The sequence below is a fragment of the Ferrovum myxofaciens genome (assembly GCF_013181415.1).
Taxonomy (GTDB): domain Bacteria; phylum Pseudomonadota; class Gammaproteobacteria; order Burkholderiales; family Ferrovaceae; genus Ferrovum; species Ferrovum myxofaciens.
In genome coordinates, this window is record NZ_CP053676.1 from 2,127,169 (window position 1) to 2,143,430 (window position 16,262).

Genomic DNA, 16,262 nt, shown 5'->3' on the forward strand with positions numbered 1-16,262 from the left:
TCAGGCCGATCGGAATATGCCTGGAGCGGTCATCAAGTCGATGCCACATTCCAGTTCCCTGAACCACGACAGGAAGTCCTTGACCGACTGACCGCGATAAATGGGTCCGTGCTGCGGGGCAATCATTTCGATATCCAGTTTGGAGACCATATCCACCCAGAACCGGGCGGCCCGATTGCCGCACATGTAGCGCCGGTGGAACCATTCAATATAGGGCAAGTGTCGGGAAAAATCGTCCACAAAGGGGTAATCCAGGTCGTCAGGGAGCATGGCGGCTCCAATGTCGCCAGAAAAAAGAATCCTGGAGACCGGGTCGTAGACATTGATCTGTCCTTCGGAGTGCAGAAAATGCGCGGGTAGGAGATGAAGATCAAAATCCGGGGCCAAGGTACAGACCATTCCCTCATCGGGGACGCCGATGAAACGTTCCATGGTTTTGATGCCATAGTGGGGCAGAAAGCGTAACCAGATCCGGGAAACATACACCGGTGCATGAGTCAGTTCAAGCCAGGTGGAGATGCCGCCGACGATGTCGGGATCCTGGTGGGAAAGCATGATGGCCTTTAGATTGTCGGGGGAAGTATGGCGCAGCAGTTCGGCCAATACGCGAGGCATTACCCCGAACCCTCCCGGATCCAACAGGACCGCCGCACCCCCTTCCATGATCAGGTACTGATTGGAACGAATCCCTCCCTCATCCCCCGGTTCGCTTTCATTTAACAGAATGAATTTATGAGTGCTGGAACGATGAAGCGTAATGTTGCGCATGAATATATTTTCTCCCCAGTTACGCCTCAAACATTATTTCAGACTTTTGCTTTTGTTATCGTGGGACATTATCTGCGCAACCTGACAATGTGTATAGACTATTTATTCCGATTGCTGTGTAGCAATAATGCTACCAACGGAGGGTGGTCCTGATCCATTGATTTGTTCGAGGAGCCATTGACGCAATTGATCGCTGGATTCCTGATGTTTGTCGGGATGATTCGGGTTGGTGAGGATATCCAGAAGTTCGATTCCGGTTTTGTTTTTCGCGGGATGGCGCAACAGGAAGTCTCTGAAGGGACAGTCCTCTGGTGCGGGCGTCAGGTAGGGGGGGGCGGTGGGATCGATTCTCAGGTGGCGCCAGTAATAGGCCAAGGCACCCAGATAAGATTGGAATGTATTTTGAGAGGCAGGGTTGAAGTCCATGGGGCAAGTCCAGGATTTCAGTGCCTGGATCGGCATGGGTCTGGCGAGGGCATAACCCTGACCAAACCGTCCTCCCAAAAGGGTGACGACTTCAATGATGTCGGTGTTTTCCAGTCCTTCGACAATGACGGTACGTTCAAAATCATGGCCGATCTGGACCATGGTTCGAATCAGTTTTAATGTCTTGATGGGATCGGAAGAGATGTTTTTCAGGATGGATCTGTCAATCTTAATGATATCAAAGGGAAAATCAGAAAATCGCTGGAGGCTGCTATAACCCGACCCCAGATCATCGATGGCCAATTGGACCCCCAAACGTTTCAAACGTTTCATGGCCAGATCCACTTCCTGGATATCAAATTCCTGATCTTCCAGTAACTCCAGGGTTAATTGTCGCGGCATTACGGCATACCTGCCCAGATTTTCCTCGATCCACAGAGAACATTCGGGGTGAAGAAGGGTGCTGGGGGGAAGATTCAGGGCGATATGCACCTCCTGTTCATTATCCCGGCTGATTTGAATCAACTCGAGACATTGTTTCAGTCCTTGAAGGAAAAGGGTGCTCAGGTCGCTGGCACGCAACGCAGGAATGAAATCATTGGGCAGGATGACCCGTCCTGCGGGATCCACCAGGCGAGCCAGCGCTTCGATCTTTACCATGCGTCCGGTGTGCAAATCGATGACCGGTTGCACGAACATGGTTAGTCCATTCGCATGTAACAATTTGCGATAAAAGGAAGCATTGGGGGTGTCCGGGGACAGGGATACCCGTTGGTAAGTGACGGAGATTTGATGCCAGCGGTTCTGTAATGAAGTGACAAAAGTTTGCATCCAGTCTATTGCAAACTGATGAGGATACTTGCCAATCAGAACGAGAATGCATTCAATGTCCTGGGTACCGCGGATCGGGATGGCCACTGCACTGCGCAGGCCCAGTGGATGGAAAAATGGTTGCCAGAGCAGGGTTCTCGAATCCTGACCATAGGCATTGCTGATCTGTACTTGTCCTGTATGCCAGGCACTGGCAATTAATCCCTGGCCTGCCGGGACACGGGTGTCCAGAACGGGCTGCGTTTCCGGGTTGGTCAGAATACGGGTCAATTCTGCAGACAACGCTCCCGAACTCCGTTCAATGGTAAAAGAACCTTGAGTATTGGGGCGCAGGACCTGACACGCCAAAATACCGGGGAGAAGGGCCAGATCATCCAGTTCCGATTGTTTTCTTCTTCCGTGGGTGAGAGGGGGAATGGAAAGGAGGGCATTGTATTGATCCATGACCTTCTGGATATTATCCAGTTGGACCTCGACATCCAGCAGCAATCGCGCCGCCACGGCGCGCATGATTCTATGGCGTTCTCTGGCCATGAGGGGCATGGTGTCGAGATGGCGGCGAAAGACTGCCCAATAAGTACTCATGGCACGGGTCAGCCAGGAACCGGAAACACCGATCAGCGCATGAACCTGGCCCAAGTGGCTGGCCTGCGCCGTGATGGATTCAATGGTGCTTTGGGGGGCAATCAGGGTTTTCAGGTAGTTGGCCTGTGTTTCGATTAACTTTTTCCATTCGTCGGGGGTCAAACACTGGAGGATGTTAGATGGCGTAGCCTGTTGTTTCAATTCCGCATAAAAGAAACTGAAAAAATCATTTCCAATTCGGTCCAGATGCTCTTGCACTGCCAGAAGCGACTGCCTGGCGTATTCTCCAAAGGGATTGAAGGGAGGTTCGATGGAGGGGGTGCTGGAAGGGATGGGCCCCCAATGCCACCACTCCCGACGGTCCTTTTTGTTTACCTTGGCCTGATACATGGCAGCGTCTGCTTTTCTGAGCAGTTCGCGGGGTCTTGTGCCATCTTCGGGATAGAGGGCCAGTCCCAGGCTCATGCCGATGGTAACGGGTTTATCGGTCTCGGAGAGCAGGAAAGGAGAGTCTACGGCGCAGTGCAGGCGGTCCAAAAGTTTTTTGAGTTCGGCCAGGACATCGGTTTCGATGAGCGCATTGAATATGACGACAAATTCATCCCCTTCCAGGCGTGCCAGAAAGTTTTCTTCCCCGAGATTGCTTTTTAAGCGCCGGGTGAGTTCGATCAATAAGGTATTGCCTTTTTCATGCCCCAGGAAGTCGTTGACTGGTTTGAAATCATCCAGATCGATGATGCCCACGGCCATGACCTGCTGTTGTTGACTTGCCTGTTCCAGGGCCCAGGGTAAGTATTCATCCAGAGCCAGACGGTTGGGAAGACCGGTTAATGGGTCCGTGCGTGCAAGCCGTGCTTCCTCCGCCGGGGAGGAAGGGGGGACTGAGTTGGAATGTTCTGGAAAATTCACAAAAAACCACCTCGAAAAGGATATGTTTGGTTTTTGTCTAAAACCTGTCAGAGATGACTGAGGGAAGCCTTGGCTTCATTTTTTTGAGGAAAATCCTTGGGGCTATTGACGAGTTCCTCAAGAATTCGACGACCCTGGTCCTTGTTTCCCGTTTGAATGAGTGCCTCGGCATAGTGGTACTGAATATCCAGTGCATCGGGCATTTGGGTGGCGACTGGTTTTAAAAGTTCCAGTCCCTTCTGGGGGTTTCCCTGGCGGGTGTAGATCCATCCCAGGGTATCTTCGATATTGGGATTGCGGGGAGCCAGTTGGTAAGCCTTTTGGGCCGTTGCCAAAGCCTGCGGATTATGGGTTTCCAGATACAAATAGGCCAGATTGTTCAGAACAATCGGGTTATTGGGGGTCTTTTGCAGGAGGTACTGATATTGTTCGATGGCAGATTTATCATTATTCTCGGTCAAATCCCGTGCGGCAAGGTAATTGCGACTCACCAGATCGTTGGGGTGCAGGGCCAGCCAGCGGCGTATATGTTGGTCGGCTTCCTGGGTTTTTCCACTTTGGGTCAGCGCATTATCCAGTTTTATTTCACCCACGGTGGTGGCGAGTACTTTCTGGGCCTGAGCGTAGGCCGCAATGGCGGCATCATAGTGTTTCTGCTGGAAGGCGGTGTCTCCCTCCAGGATCGCGCCTTCGGGGGATTTGGGATGGGATCGTTGATAATTTTCAGCCAGGCTTTGGGCTTCTGTGTAATTTCCCGCCGCCAGTTCGAGTCCTGCCAGTCGATTCAGTATATCCAGGTTTTCAGGTTGCAATTGATGCGCTTTATTCAGCGAGGTGATGGCTCCTTCGCTATCGTTGCTGAGGCTTTGTGCCATCGCCAGGCGAAAATAGGCCGGCGAAGATTTCGGGTTCATTTCGACAATTTTTCCGTAGGTAGCCACGGCGTCCTTATTTTTCCCTGATTTCAGTTGTGTCTCGGCCAGTAGTTCCATGGCCATGGCATTGTTCGGGTTGGCCGTGACTGCGGCCTGAGCCTGGTCGAGGGCTGCACCTTCCTGTTTCTTTTGCAGGTAGAAGCCAATCAGTTCGACATCCGGAGTCAGCGCCGAAGGATTGGCCACTGAGGCTTTCTTCAACCAATCCACATAGGTCTGCTCCTGTCCCTGGAGGGCGGCCAGGCCGGCCAGGGCTTCCATTGCCTGGAGATTTTTCCGGTCATGACTCAGAACGGATTCGAGGGTTTTCTGCGCGCCAGGGATGTCATGCTTTTTAACGGATATTTGAGCCAGATTCAAGGCGGCAGGACTGTAGGCGGGATCCAGGGCCAGTGCCTGGGTAAAACTTGTTTGGGCATTCGCCCAATTTCCCAAACCAATGTAGGCCGCTCCCTGAAGATTGTAAAAGTTTGGATTCTTGGGATTTTTATTGATCAGTAATTGGATGTATTTAAGGGCTTTGTCGTAATTTTTGTTGCCCAGGTAGGTCAAGGCCAGGGCATTGTCCGCCTGAAGATAGTTGGGGTCCAACTTGCTGGCTGCTTCAAGATCGGAAATCGCACGGTTTTCCTGACCCGTGGCCAGCAGCGTCAAGGCAAGTTGGGTGCGCAGAACGGCATTCTGGGGATTTTTCTGGGCTGAAAGGGCGAGGACCTGGGAGGCTTTTTCAAAATCACCCGAATCGGTGTAGATCTGGGCTGCCAGGGCATTGGTTTCGGGGTCTGTTTGTTCCGTTCCCAGAAGAGGGGTCAGCGTTTTGAGCGCTTCCTGGGGTTGGTGTTCCTTGAGTTCGATACGGGCCAGAATTTTTCTGGCGTAATCATTTTTCGGAAAAGTTTCCACAAACCGACTCAAATCTTTTTGAGCTTCCTCGTAGTGGGTGAGTTGCAGGGCAGTCAATCCGCGCAGAAGAATGGCGGGCATGAAATCCGGGGAGGACTTCATCACCGTGTCGAGGTCATCCTGTGCCACCAGGTATCGTTTGTTTCCATAATCGATGAGTGCCTGCAGATATTTGCCCATGAGGGAATTGGGGAGCACTTTGTTGTAGGTGTTCACTTCGGCTTCGGCCTGGTCAATCTTTCCCATGGTCAGATACAGTGATGCCAGACTGGCCAGTGCCGGGCCGCTTTTGGGGTCGGCAACCAAAGCCTGTTGATAGGTGGAGAGGACCTTTTCAGGAGGCGCACCATGACTGCGTAGCAAATCCCCTTTCATGATCCAGGCAGTGGCGTCATTGGGGTTGGTTTGGGTAATTTGGTCAATGAGTTGGGTGGCTTCGTCGGTTTTTCCCTGAGCCAACAGGAAACGGGCCTGGCCCCGCTGTGCCTGGACATCTTTGGGGGCCAGTTTCAGTGCAGTATCGAAGGCTGTTTGAGCATGGGTCAGATCATTCAATCCCAGATAACCATCTCCACGCAGGATCCAAACTCCCGCCTGCTGATCAGGGGGAGAAGAGGGGTTGGGTTGAATTTCATCGATGATTTTCTGGAATTCTCCCCGTGCGAGATAGGCTTGTCCCAAGGTTTCCTCAACCTTGCCCCCGCTGTTCCCGGACTGAAGAACCCGGTGCAGTTCATCTTCGGCAGCGGCCAGATTGCCCGTGTTCAGATAAATGCTTCCCAACAGGGTGCGCGCTTGAATATTACCGGGATCTTTCTGGAGTGCGTTCTTGAGTTGAATGATGGCGGATTGATCTTTTCCCTGGGCCTGATAACTCTGGGCTTCCTTGATCATATCCGGAACCGAAGCGCTTTTTCCGCAGCCGGAAAGAGTGAAAACAGAGAAAATCAGGGTCGAACAAAGGATCGAGAGGGGGGGTGTCCTGACTTTGAAGGAATGGGACATGGTCGTTGATTCCTTGAACGTTAAAAGGTGGATATCCTGATTATAACGAGTGTGTGGAACCTCAAGAGAATTCTTTGTGCACCAAAGAGTTGACCCATTCAGCGCTGTGCTGAATGACCTGATTGTTCCAGTGACGTTGTGAAAAGGTGTGATCTGCTTCCGGTAAGTCATGACGGGTAACGACTGGGGATGAAAGCCAGGATTTCCAGAGATCGGAAGTTTTCACGGTATCTTCGAATTCCCTGGCCGTTAGATCCTGACCGCTGAGAATGAGCAGGGTTGGCCCTGTGTAGTCTGCCAAGGCCTGTTGCATTCTTTCGGGCAAAGGGAGAAGTGAGTCTTGAGTGGGGGATGACCGGGTGGTTTTCAGGACAGCAGAGCAAAGTTCCCGGAGTGACTGAGTCAACTTGAGTTGTCCGGAGAAAATTTTCTTCCACAGTTGCGGATTGGTGAGACGGCTTCGATAATAGTGTTTGATCTGTGCCTTGGCCAAACTTTGCTCGGTACGGGTCCACGGGTTGCAAAGAATCAAACCAGCAATCTCCGGGTTGAGACGGGTATGAAAGATGGCGGCGGAGGCGGCATCGCACAGACCCCATAATACGATGCGTCGGGTGGTGGGCGAATGGGTCAGAAACCCCTGGAGGGCGGAGGTGATGTCCTCCTGAATCTCCTCAAAATTCCGCAAGGTGCCCGTACTGTCCCCCATGCCCCGATAATCGAAGCGCAGACTGGGGATATCCTGCTGGGCCAGACCCCGTGCCAGCAAGGTAAACTGACGGTGGCTGCCTGTGCGGCACTGGGGTCCTCCCACAATGATCAGCACTCCGAGCGGAGCAGGGGTCTCTGGTTGAGTCAGAATCCCCACCAGAGTATCTCCCTGGCATTCCATTGTCAGGGGGGTTTCAGCGTAGGACATGAACCATCTGCTCGGTGGATTGGGCAAGGAGATCCGGACAGTCGGTGATTTCCTGAGTCTGCCAAAAAGGTTCCCCCGCAAAGGAATGGAGCATGACGGGCGCGCCCCTGGCTTGCCAGGATTCGAGAAGTCGCTGGGTTGCCGGTGCCGGCAAACCCTGGGGACCCTGCAACTCGAACCAGTGAATCGGCAGAGGAGGGGGTTCCACGATGTGGAGGTGATCCAGTGCATGGGACAACGCAGGGTTGAGGTCGTACCCTCCGATCTCCAGAATTTCTCCCTGGAGAAGTTTTTCCCGGAGCATTTGGGTCGTGATCCGGGAGGTGTTTCCTGAAGCCATGGATGCCGCCACCCGCAGGCGCAGAAACTGGGTCAGGAAAGTCGAACCATTGAACACAGGTTGCCACAGGACGCAGGGCAACGAAGTCCCCTCCCGTCCCAGAAAATCCAGGGCCAGCAGGGCGCCCAATCTCAATCCCCAAAGACCCACCGGACAAGGAAAGCGGGTGGAAAGCCAGGATAAGCCCAGATGCAGGTCATCATGCCAGGTTTCCCAGCGCGTATCACGCAGTTCGCCTTCACTGTCTCCGCAGCCGTGCAGATCCATCACCAGGACGGCCACGCCCGAGACCGCCAGAGCCTGGGCCTGCAGGGAGACCATCCGGCGCGATTTGTTCATTTCCTCGCCAAAGGGCGGTACATACAACCAAGCGCTGGAAGGAGTCTGGAGGGGGGCATGAAGAACGCAAAACCGTTTTCCCTCGCCGGCCTGAAGATAAAAAGGCAAGGGAAACGACGGGCCGGTCATGGATGTAACTTGTGATCTACGAAGGCGGTCAGGGTACCCAGGGTACCGAATACTTCCGCATTGATTTCATCATCATCGATGGTAAAACCAAAATGCTCTTCCAGCGTGGTGATCAGATTGACCACTGCCATGGAATCCAGTTCGGGAATACTGCCCAGCAACGGGGTTTCGGCATGAAAAGAAGAAACTCGAGGGCCGAGTTGCAGTACTTGATCCAATAGATCCCGAAGGGAATTTTCAGTACTCATGACAGGAATTTCTCCAAAATCGACCTGCTGCATTATATACGAAGAAAGAGACAATTCCTTAATGCCTGTGGTTTCAGCCCCCACTCATGACCAGATCGAAGGCACGGCGCAGTAGATTCAATTCCATCATCGGGGTGCCGCGCATTTCGCTGATGGGTTTGAATATGCCGCCGTGAGGTTCTAACGCTGCACAAGGGGGATCGAAGGTGGTAAACCGGAAGAGATGGATACGAATCGGGGCCGCAGAACTCCCCATCCATTCCCGGAAGCCGGTGGCGTGAGTCAATTCTGCCGGAGCAAAGCCATACCGCACGATCAGGGCCGCCTTCACCACCTCGGGCGCATGACATTCGGTGATGTCGGCAGGTTCTGCAATGGCGCCAGCGCCTTCCGGCAATGGTGCTGGCGCCAGAATACTGGAGCCGTAGCGCGCAAAAAACGAGGCGGCGCTATAGTTATCGAAATGACACAGGATCACGCGATTGTGATCAAAAATATTGGCGCTATCCATGGGGGGTGTTCCTTATGAAAGTGAGCAAGATCAGGCAGTGGTGTACATTTTGATGCCGTGGCGGTCGTTTATGCCTGCGCCGCTGGACGAGCCAAATCCATTCCGCGAAAGGCAGAGCAGCGCTGAAATACGTCCACCGTCGGTTCCACCTTTTTTTGGTGACAGAACTTTGCAGCCAACTTCGCCAGTCCCTTGATGTCCCGTCCGGTCGCAGCCGGGAACATTTCCACCAATTCGTCTACCAGTTCCGCATTGACGTTCAGTTCAAATTGCTCCACCATCACCTGCCAGATTTTGCGCCGGTCATCGCTTTGCGGTGGGTAGAATTTGATCATGGCGATGCAACGGGAAATGATTGCTTCGTCGATGTCATCCACGCGGTTAGTGGTCAGAAACAGCAGGCCGTTGAAATATTCCAGAACGCGCAGGAACACGCCCACCACCGCATTCATCGTGATATTGTCGTCGCGGCGCTTGATGTAGACATCCGCTTCGTCTATCAGCATGACTGCGCCCCAACGCTGAGCCCGGGTCAACACGTCTTTGAGTGCCGTCTCCATCGCGGCCACATTCAATCCCAGTTGTCCCGAGTGCACGCGGTACAGTGGTCGCTTGATGATTTCGGAATAGACTTCGGCGGTCAGGGTTTTTCCGACGCCCGCCGGACCGGCGCACAGTACCGTGGTGCCGCCGGATTTTCCGACCACGATATCGTCCATCAGGACATCCATCTCGGCGGTCAGGATGTCGATGAGATCAGTCTGTTCCTGCGGTAGTATCAACTTTTGTTTCAGCGCCGGTTGATATTGATAGGGGGTCATGTCGTCGACGTGAACCCATAAATAATGGTGCAGTTCCAGGTGGAACATGAGGATATAAGCGTGAACCGGGAGTTGAGAAAACAACCCCTTCGGTATCGCGGCTTGCGATTCCTTGACTTCATCCTCGGCGTCGTAGCGATTGCTCTTGGCCGATTTGCTCAGATACTGGCCCAGGATATCTCCCGTCACCTCCAGAGTTGAGGTGCGCGAAGTCAGGATGCTCTCGTCGTTGACCAGACGGGCAGTGCCGCCTCCGGTGGACAACACCACCACATCTTTGCGCGACCAGTCGGTATTGCGATGTGAAGAATTCGGATCCTCGGTAAAAAAGCCGGTGCCTTGACCGGAAAACTGTGCTCCATATTGGGCGCGCCAATTGAAGTAACGCGCCACGGTTTCATCGTAAACCCGGATGAGTTCGGGCGTCTCTTTCAGAAAGCCTTTGGCAGCAAAGATTTCTGCAATCGTTTTCTTGTCAATATCTTTCGCGTCAATTCTGAAAGTGGCCGCCGTGATGGTTCCCTTGGCATTGGCCTTCAATTCGACGAATACTTTTCCAGTTTCGTCGTTTGACGACGGCGTATAGTCCAGTCGTGTAACGACGTAGGGCAGGGGCTTGCCGGAAACATTCGCGGTGAACAACCAGCCGCGGATCCCGTTGGTCATCAAATAGCGCGCAATGGCCGGTACGATCATTTCCAGTGCTTCAGCCTCGAACCGGACCCCATTGTCGTTCATGACTTCTTGTAGCGTGGCAAGTTGAGCGGCGCGGGCGCTCATCTCCGGTCCCGCTGCTTGATAGAGATCTCTCAGGTAACTGAGTTCAGCATTCGACAGTTGCCCGAACGGCACCTCAACTTTATTGCCGAAACGAAGTTGCTCCTTCAAGGGCGCCAGCCCAGGGAACGTATCAACCATCGCATCCAGGTATGATCCTTCGATTTGAAGTTTCATGTGCGGTTTCGCTCGGGCGCGTCGTTGCTCAGAGAGGCTATGGAAGACTTCACCCGCAGTTCGGAGGTGTTGTTGCCGTCCATGCCCCAGTAGTCGTAGATTGGCATGAGGTTTCCTTGTAGGGTTTCAGACTGAAAACACTTTGCCTGAAACTTTAAGCAAGAAATATACCTATCGAACCAGTCGACGTGGATATGTCGGCGTTATTTTAAGGGATCCCTTTTGTCAAAGGGACTATCAAACACTCCAGTTTTCAACCTGTAACCCCTCCACACGATCGAATTCACGTTCATTATTTGTCACGAGTATCCAGCCTTCTGCACGGGCATGTGCAGCAAGCCAGAGATCATTGTTGCCTATGGGTTGTCCGCAACGCTGTAAGGTTGCACGAATTTGTCCATAATGCTCGCCGACTGCTTCGGAAAGGGGCGCAATCTGTATCATCGTTTCAAGTTGACTGATTACCGTCAGTGCCTGCTCCCGTGATTGGCTCTTCTCTGCGCCGAAACGAAGTTCACCCAGTGTAATGACGGACATGGCAAGTTCAGATGCAGCATGACGGGCAAACCGCTCCTTCACAATGGGTGGATTGTGCTTAGCAATGTAAATGCAGATATTGGTATCAAGCAAATATCGCACGCCCATCAGAAAGATTCCCTCTCCTGAGGAGGCGCATCATCTCGTTCATGCGCCATAAAATCCTTTGGCAGACTGCTCAATACGTCAAAAAGCGGGAGTGCATTTGTTGCCTGCTCGCGCAACACGATTTCATCTCCGCGCCGAAAAATCTCAACTTGCGCGACATCAAAACGAAATTCCTTGGGCAGTCGTACCGCCTGGCTGTTCCCGGATTTGAAAATACGCGCATAAATCATACCAGTCTCCAGAACAAATAAGATATACTCTTAGTATATACATAGATGTTGCGCAAAACAAGTGTGTGGATCTCTTTTACGGTTACAGTTTTCCCCGCAGGGCACCGCAATCTGGGCTCCCCATTCCTGGCTTCGGAATGCCAAGATGAAATCCCTACGAAAGCACCGTCTATTTTGACGTAATCAAAGCGCAATTCGCGCAGGTAATGGAAGGAATTGTAACCGCTACCGAAATCGTCGATGGCGAAAGAGAAACCTTTCTTCCCGAGGTCGGTCAGAAATTTTCGCATACTGGTCATGTCGCTGATGGCGTCGCGTTCCAGTCTTTCGAAGACTACATTTTTCGGCGGGATTTCCAGATTGTTGCATAGCCTCTCTGCATAACCAAGGATTCCCGTTTTCCACAGGTCTTCAAATGCCCATTGTGGCATGTAGGGATGATGGACGATGTTGAGGTTTTCCCCGATCAGCTCATTTCGGGGAAAACCGGACATTTTCACGAACGTATCGTTTACGTAAGTAATGATTCCATCAAGGTCGGTCTCGATGTAGAACGCATCAGACTCATCCAAGTCGACATCGGGTTGTTCCACTCCGGATTGTAATTCGTTAGGCAGAGATCTTCCTTTTCGTGATAAACGCGATCCCGAACAAGCCAAGGCAGATCAGTACCAGGGGCATGGGTTCGGGAACGGCGCTGGGACGGGGGGGGGTGTCTCTCATCCCGGCATTGGTAAAGGCGGTTGAATAGGATTTTCCGCTGGAATCGGTTCCATAGGCCACGGCAAAGGTGCCTTCGGGCAAGAGGTTAGTATTGATGTTGAGGTAATCGTGTCCGGCAAACCCATTGCTGTTGAGGGAGAACCGGTAGATTCCAAAATTATTTGCCTGAATGCCGTCAACTGCCAAGGCAGCAGCGCTCCAATTGGTAAAACTGTTGGATTTGTCGCCCGAAAGGTTCAGAAAACTGTAGACATTCGAGGAAGTCATGGCGCCGGCATACTTGTCAAAGGCTGTGGAAACGGCAGTCGACTGCCCTGAGGTATTGATAAGCGAGGCATTCAGCACGGAATTTTCAATCACGGAACTTGCCGAAGGGGTATTGGCCACTCCCAGAATCAGGTAGACGGGACTGTTGAGTGCCGGCGCATTGGAAGCGTTCTGATAGATGTCGATCACGGCATTGATGTTGTTGACTTCGGTGCCGTAAATCGGACAGCCCCCGGTGGCACAGGCCGTGCCATAGCCACTGCCGATATGGAGGGTGGCACCAGCGTTGGTAAGGGTTGAGGCCAGGGAGAGAAGGAGAAGCGTCAGGGCAGAGGCAATCTTGATCATGGGATGCTCCAGGTGATGAGATGCAGCCTATTAAGCAATAGGTGTGCCAATGAAATATTTATCAAATTATTTCATATTGATATGTAAAATGCCAGGGAGTATTCCGGGTAAATATGACACGAAGTGTAAAGAAACTTGACACAGAGCCTCTGGGTCTTCTTTACCCACCCTATGAGATAGGAATCAGTGTTTCACCCAATTTTCGATGGTTAAGGTGGGATAAATTGCGAAGTCCCGTTCATTATTTGTGACAAGGGTTGCCTCTAGGGAAATCGCATGTGCGGCGAGGAGTTTGTCCAGATGATCTGACTTCCTTTCTCTGGTTGCCTTACGAACCTGGCCATATGATCGAGCCGCTTCGGTATCGAACGGCATAACTTCAATGAGCTCAATCAGCGCCTCCAGATTTTTGCGCTCCCGTGTGGAATCAGAGCACACCGACACGCCAAATTCCAGCTCAGCATAGGTGATGGCAGACATGATCACATCGCCGACATAGCACTGGGCAAAGCGCTGAGCGACTTCCTCGGGTTGATTTTTCATCAGGTAAATGCACATGTTGGTGTCGAGCATGTAGCGAGGCATCAGATCGCATCCCTCTCGCGTTGGTTATGCTCGCCACGACCTTCTGCCATAAATTCCGGAGAAAACTTGGCGAAACACTCCATGAGGCCAGAAAGAGATCGCCGGGCCGGACGAATTCGCAGTTCGTCACCTATGCGCTCGATCTGCATCTCAATATCGGTACGGTCATAGGAGAGTTCGGCTGGAATTCGCACGGCTTGTGAATTGCCATTTCGGAAAATTTTCGTAGAGTGCATAAGACCACCATGAATGTGTGTACGTGGATGTACTTTAACCAAGGGGGACCCCTGAGTCAAGACGATAATGCTACCAGCACGGTAAGCGGAACCAACATAGTGAGGGTTGATTTGCGGCCGCATCAGGTCAGGATCGTGTTCGTCCAAAATCACACATCTTTCACATGAAATGGTAAACGTGCCACTCCCAACATTGGGTTAGATACCGTGGCGTGTCCAGAACTCTGCGGGCGTCAGGATTGGATACCGTGTGGACAGTGCCAATAGATCTTTGTCACCAGTAATCAGGTATTGTGCCTGTGCTGCGATTAAGGTGAATAAAACGGGTCGATCAGATGGATCACGCAAATCACCGTCCTCACCATCCGCTGGTTCCACGATGTCAGCCAGAAACATCAGGCTGTCGGCCAGATCGCGAATCTCCACCGGGCTCAACTTCACCCGTGAGAGTCGCGGCAAGACACGAACCATTTCGTCGAGGATATGATGCGACAGCACCACATCCAGTCCTCCCTGGCGCCAGGTTCCAACGATGCGTCCCGGTATGCTTCCGGGATATGCAAGCCCGGATATCAGGACATTGGTGTCCAATACGATACGCAGTCCCGTCATCAGCGCTTGCGCTCATCGGCAACCAGAGCATCAATTTCGGCAATACCGGTTTCAAGGGGTACATCCGCCTGGGAAATGTCATCCAGTCCGAAACCCTGTCTTATATCGCCTTCCAGAAGAATTATGGCAAGAGCGTGAAAGTCAGAGCACCCGGAATGTTCGTCGAACAATTGCGTCGCAAGGCTGAAAGTGCTGGCGGCAAGTTGATTGATTTGCACACCTGGTCGCTGAAAATGTCGCAGTACGACCACACCACCGAAGTTTGCACAAAGAAGCCGCTCAGTCAGCGGTGGCATGTGCTGGGGGATGGATCGGGAGTTGTGCAACGGGATGTGTATTCCGCATTCCTCGCACGCTGCGTTATGAGCAACACGCACCACCCATCCCATATTGAAACAATGTGGGCGGCTCAGAAACCTGTGCTGCTGCAAACGGGGTGGCTGCGTTCCGAACCTGCGAAGATAGAGCCTTCGGGCAAAATCACGGTGGCAACACCGTTAGAGCAGGTCGTTTGTGATAGAGGGTTTGCCATCGGTCATGGCCTGGATGCTGTAGCGGCGACGCGAGAGCCAGGAGACCCCGGTGGATTCGCCCTTAGAACCCCCTGCCTTTAGGCATGGGGAGGTTTAGCGCTTTCAGATTTTCGAACCCATGCCCCCCTCTGGTACTGATCTGCCTCGGCTTGTTCGGTATCGTGTACATCAACCCCCATGGCTCCTTGCGAGCTTACCGCGTTCTCGCAGTATTGGGTTGACTTTGGTTAGCATATTTGCTAACTTTCAAACATGGCATATTCCGTCGAATACTTTCATGCAAAAGTGCAAGCCAGTGTTGAAACTTGGCCTGTGGATGTTGTCGCAGACTATGCAAGAATTATTGAACTTCTTGTCGAGCATGGTCCGAGCTTGCGTTTACCTCACTCCCGCGCCTTTGGTGGTGGGTTGTTTGAATTACGACCGCGCGGCAATTCGGGCATTGAAAGGGCTTCTATTGTTTTCTTGTCGGGCAGCGCGTGGTAATACTGCACGCTTTCATTAAAAAATCGCAGGAAACACCGGTGCCGGAAATCAAGATTGCGCGCAAACGAATGAAGGAGGTGCAAAATGGCTGACCTTAAATACGATCCTGTACCACACAATCAAAAAGATTTTCTTGAAAAAGCATCGAAACGCCGTGGTTTTTGCGAGGTATATGATGCCCTTGAAACCGAGTATGCACTCGTGCACGAAATGCTGTCTGCGCGTACACGCGCGGGACTTACTCAAGAAGCAGTGGCCGATCGCATGGGTACCACCAAGAGCGCCGTTTCAAGGCTTGAAGGCGCTGGAAGGCATGCGCCGTCCATGGCATCACTCAAAAAATATGCCGCTGCTGTAGGCTGTACGCTCAAAATTGAATTCATTCCACAGCCAATGAAACGGTGAGTCACTGCGGGGCGATGGAATCGGGCGGAAAGCCGCCCGGTTTCCGCTCTGTCCGAGGCTATTCGAGCCCACTTACGCCATATTGTTTGGTGTGTGTTGTACTAGTGGCGGGAGTTTCATGATTTAAAGTCCCCTATAGGGGATCCGTAAATCCCTCGCCTTTAGGCGACAGCATGTTGACTCAGACACTCACGACGCAGATATCTATAGTCTGTAAAATCGGATGTTGACTCCGAATTTTCATATATAATGCTTGAATGATTCTACGAACCCGTCATCTTGAATTACTGTTGTCTCCCGCACTAAATCGCGATCCACCGGCTATTTTTTCTCGTAATACGCCACCGTAAAGAAGTAGGGGGTGGTGAAGGAATGCGAGCGGGGAGAGTGCAGACCGGAGTGGTCATTGGACGGATCGTGCCTGTATCGGTAAACTTTTCCGTATCGTCATAAAAACAAAAGGAACGGCCCGCGAGGTTTATCCCTCCTCGCGGGCCTATTGCCGGTGCAACTTCGATTCGCGTCGGGGAACACCAGCGAGGACTATATTACACGACAAGCATGGCTTT

Annotated in this window: 16 protein-coding genes and 2 pseudogenes; 3 read left to right on the top strand and 15 right to left on the bottom strand. The window is 52.3% G+C overall.

Annotated elements, in window-relative coordinates; genetic code table 11:
* The 15 genes and pseudogenes from HO274_RS10445 to HO274_RS10515 form a co-directional block, all read right to left on the bottom strand.
* Nucleotides 1-768: an oxygen-binding di-iron domain-containing protein gene (locus HO274_RS10445; RefSeq protein ID WP_273119394.1), complete on the bottom strand. Its 768-nt coding sequence runs from the start codon at nt 766-768 to the stop codon at nt 1-3.
* Nucleotides 769-870: 102 nt separating this feature from the next.
* The gene (locus tag HO274_RS10450; RefSeq protein WP_273119397.1) at nt 871-3,519 is read right to left on the bottom strand and encodes an EAL domain-containing protein; all 2,649 of its coding nucleotides are present in this window, start codon (nt 3,517-3,519) and stop codon (nt 871-873) included.
* A gap of 47 nt (nt 3,520-3,566) precedes the next feature.
* On the bottom strand, nt 3,567-6,362 hold the full coding sequence (gene prsT / locus HO274_RS10455; protein ID WP_273119399.1) for an XrtA/PEP-CTERM system TPR-repeat protein PrsT: 2,796 nt from the start codon (nt 6,360-6,362) through the stop codon (nt 3,567-3,569).
* A gap of 61 nt (nt 6,363-6,423) precedes the next feature.
* A complete protein-coding gene (locus HO274_RS10460) occupies nt 6,424-7,281 on the bottom strand; it encodes a hydrolase 1, exosortase A system-associated (RefSeq protein WP_273119402.1) in 858 nt (285 codons plus the stop codon).
* Nucleotides 7,268-8,089, bottom strand: a complete 822-nt coding sequence (locus HO274_RS10465; RefSeq protein WP_273119403.1) for a hydrolase 2, exosortase A system-associated — start codon at nt 8,087-8,089, stop codon at nt 7,268-7,270. The genes HO274_RS10460 and HO274_RS10465 overlap by 14 nt, the downstream gene beginning before the upstream one ends.
* The gene (locus tag HO274_RS10470; protein ID WP_031598496.1) at nt 8,086-8,337 is read right to left on the bottom strand and encodes an acyl carrier protein; all 252 of its coding nucleotides are present in this window, start codon (nt 8,335-8,337) and stop codon (nt 8,086-8,088) included. Before HO274_RS10470 ends, HO274_RS10465 begins: the two co-directional genes overlap by 4 nt.
* Before the next feature lie 73 nt (nt 8,338-8,410).
* Entirely contained in the window at nt 8,411-8,848 is a 438-nt protein-coding gene (locus tag HO274_RS10475; RefSeq protein ID WP_062187558.1) for a hypothetical protein, read from the bottom strand.
* Nucleotides 8,849-8,916: 68 nt separating this feature from the next.
* Nucleotides 8,917-10,587, bottom strand: coding sequence for an AAA family ATPase (locus tag HO274_RS10480; RefSeq protein ID WP_273119407.1), 1,671 nt, complete (start codon nt 10,585-10,587; stop codon nt 8,917-8,919).
* A 273-nt stretch (nt 10,588-10,860) separates the two neighbouring features.
* Complete coding sequence (vapC, locus tag HO274_RS10485; protein WP_420537361.1) at nt 10,861-11,268, bottom strand: type II toxin-antitoxin system tRNA(fMet)-specific endonuclease VapC; 408 nt, start codon at nt 11,266-11,268, stop codon at nt 10,861-10,863.
* Nucleotides 11,268-11,498 carry an antitoxin gene (locus HO274_RS10490; protein WP_273119413.1) on the bottom strand — a complete coding sequence of 77 codons (231 nt, stop codon included), beginning with the start codon at nt 11,496-11,498 and terminating at the stop codon, nt 11,268-11,270. The genes vapC and HO274_RS10490 overlap by 1 nt, the downstream gene beginning before the upstream one ends.
* A 155-nt stretch (nt 11,499-11,653) precedes the next feature.
* Nucleotides 11,654-12,091 (bottom strand): annotated as a pseudogene (locus tag HO274_RS10495) (EAL domain-containing protein); the annotation flags it as partial.
* A 16-nt stretch (nt 12,092-12,107) separates the two neighbouring features.
* Entirely contained in the window at nt 12,108-12,836 is a 729-nt protein-coding gene (locus HO274_RS10500) for a PEP-CTERM sorting domain-containing protein (protein ID WP_273119417.1), read from the bottom strand.
* Between the two features lie 183 nt (nt 12,837-13,019).
* A complete protein-coding gene (locus tag HO274_RS10505) occupies nt 13,020-13,421 on the bottom strand; it encodes a type II toxin-antitoxin system VapC family toxin (protein WP_273119419.1) in 402 nt (133 codons plus the stop codon).
* Entirely contained in the window at nt 13,421-13,657 is a 237-nt protein-coding gene (gene vapB / locus HO274_RS13580) for a type II toxin-antitoxin system VapB family antitoxin (protein ID WP_420537407.1), read from the bottom strand. Before vapB ends, HO274_RS10505 begins: the two co-directional genes overlap by 1 nt.
* A gap of 198 nt (nt 13,658-13,855) precedes the next feature.
* Nucleotides 13,856-14,269: a putative toxin-antitoxin system toxin component, PIN family gene (locus HO274_RS10515; protein WP_273119428.1), complete on the bottom strand. Its 414-nt coding sequence runs from the start codon at nt 14,267-14,269 to the stop codon at nt 13,856-13,858.
* A gap of 134 nt (nt 14,270-14,403) precedes the next feature.
* Here HO274_RS10515 and HO274_RS10520 point away from each other — a divergent pair, with 134 nt between their 5' ends.
* The 3 genes and pseudogenes from HO274_RS10520 to HO274_RS10530 all read left to right on the top strand — a co-directional run bounded on the left by HO274_RS10520 (nt 14,404) and on the right by HO274_RS10530 (nt 15,693).
* Complete coding sequence (locus tag HO274_RS10520; RefSeq protein ID WP_273119431.1) at nt 14,404-14,883, top strand: hypothetical protein; 480 nt, start codon at nt 14,404-14,406, stop codon at nt 14,881-14,883.
* Between the two features lie 171 nt (nt 14,884-15,054).
* Nucleotides 15,055-15,380 (top strand): annotated as a pseudogene (locus tag HO274_RS10525) (type II toxin-antitoxin system RelE/ParE family toxin).
* Nucleotides 15,373-15,693: a helix-turn-helix domain-containing protein gene (locus HO274_RS10530; protein ID WP_273119438.1), complete on the top strand. Its 321-nt coding sequence runs from the start codon at nt 15,373-15,375 to the stop codon at nt 15,691-15,693. Before HO274_RS10525 ends, HO274_RS10530 begins: the two are co-directional and overlap by 8 nt.
* The last annotated feature ends 569 nt before the right edge of the window (nt 15,694-16,262 follow it).

Coding starts and splice junctions, on each gene's coding strand:
- HO274_RS10500 (WP_273119417.1), bottom strand. CDS start 12,836: ATGATCAAGATTGCCTCTGCCCTGACGCTTCTCCTTCTCTCCCTGGCC.
- vapB (WP_420537407.1), bottom strand. CDS start 13,657: ATGCACTCTACGAAAATTTTCCGAAATGGCAATTCACAAGCCGTGCGA.
- HO274_RS10490 (WP_273119413.1), bottom strand. CDS start 11,498: ATGATTTATGCGCGTATTTTCAAATCCGGGAACAGCCAGGCGGTACGA.
- HO274_RS10475 (WP_062187558.1), bottom strand. CDS start 8,848: ATGGATAGCGCCAATATTTTTGATCACAATCGCGTGATCCTGTGTCAT.
- HO274_RS10515 (WP_273119428.1), bottom strand. CDS start 14,269: ATGACGGGACTGCGTATCGTATTGGACACCAATGTCCTGATATCCGGG.
- HO274_RS10470 (WP_031598496.1), bottom strand. CDS start 8,337: ATGAGTACTGAAAATTCCCTTCGGGATCTATTGGATCAAGTACTGCAA.
- prsT (WP_273119399.1), bottom strand. CDS start 6,362: ATGTCCCATTCCTTCAAAGTCAGGACACCCCCCCTCTCGATCCTTTGT.
- HO274_RS10465 (WP_273119403.1), bottom strand. CDS start 8,089: ATGACCGGCCCGTCGTTTCCCTTGCCTTTTTATCTTCAGGCCGGCGAG.
- HO274_RS10530 (WP_273119438.1), top strand. CDS start 15,373: ATGGCTGACCTTAAATACGATCCTGTACCACACAATCAAAAAGATTTT.
- HO274_RS10505 (WP_273119419.1), bottom strand. CDS start 13,421: ATGCCTCGCTACATGCTCGACACCAACATGTGCATTTACCTGATGAAA.
- HO274_RS10445 (WP_273119394.1), bottom strand. CDS start 768: ATGCGCAACATTACGCTTCATCGTTCCAGCACTCATAAATTCATTCTG.
- HO274_RS10460 (WP_273119402.1), bottom strand. CDS start 7,281: ATGTCCTACGCTGAAACCCCCCTGACAATGGAATGCCAGGGAGATACT.
- HO274_RS10480 (WP_273119407.1), bottom strand. CDS start 10,587: ATGGTTGATACGTTCCCTGGGCTGGCGCCCTTGAAGGAGCAACTTCGT.
- vapC (WP_420537361.1), bottom strand. CDS start 11,268: ATGGGCGTGCGATATTTGCTTGATACCAATATCTGCATTTACATTGCT.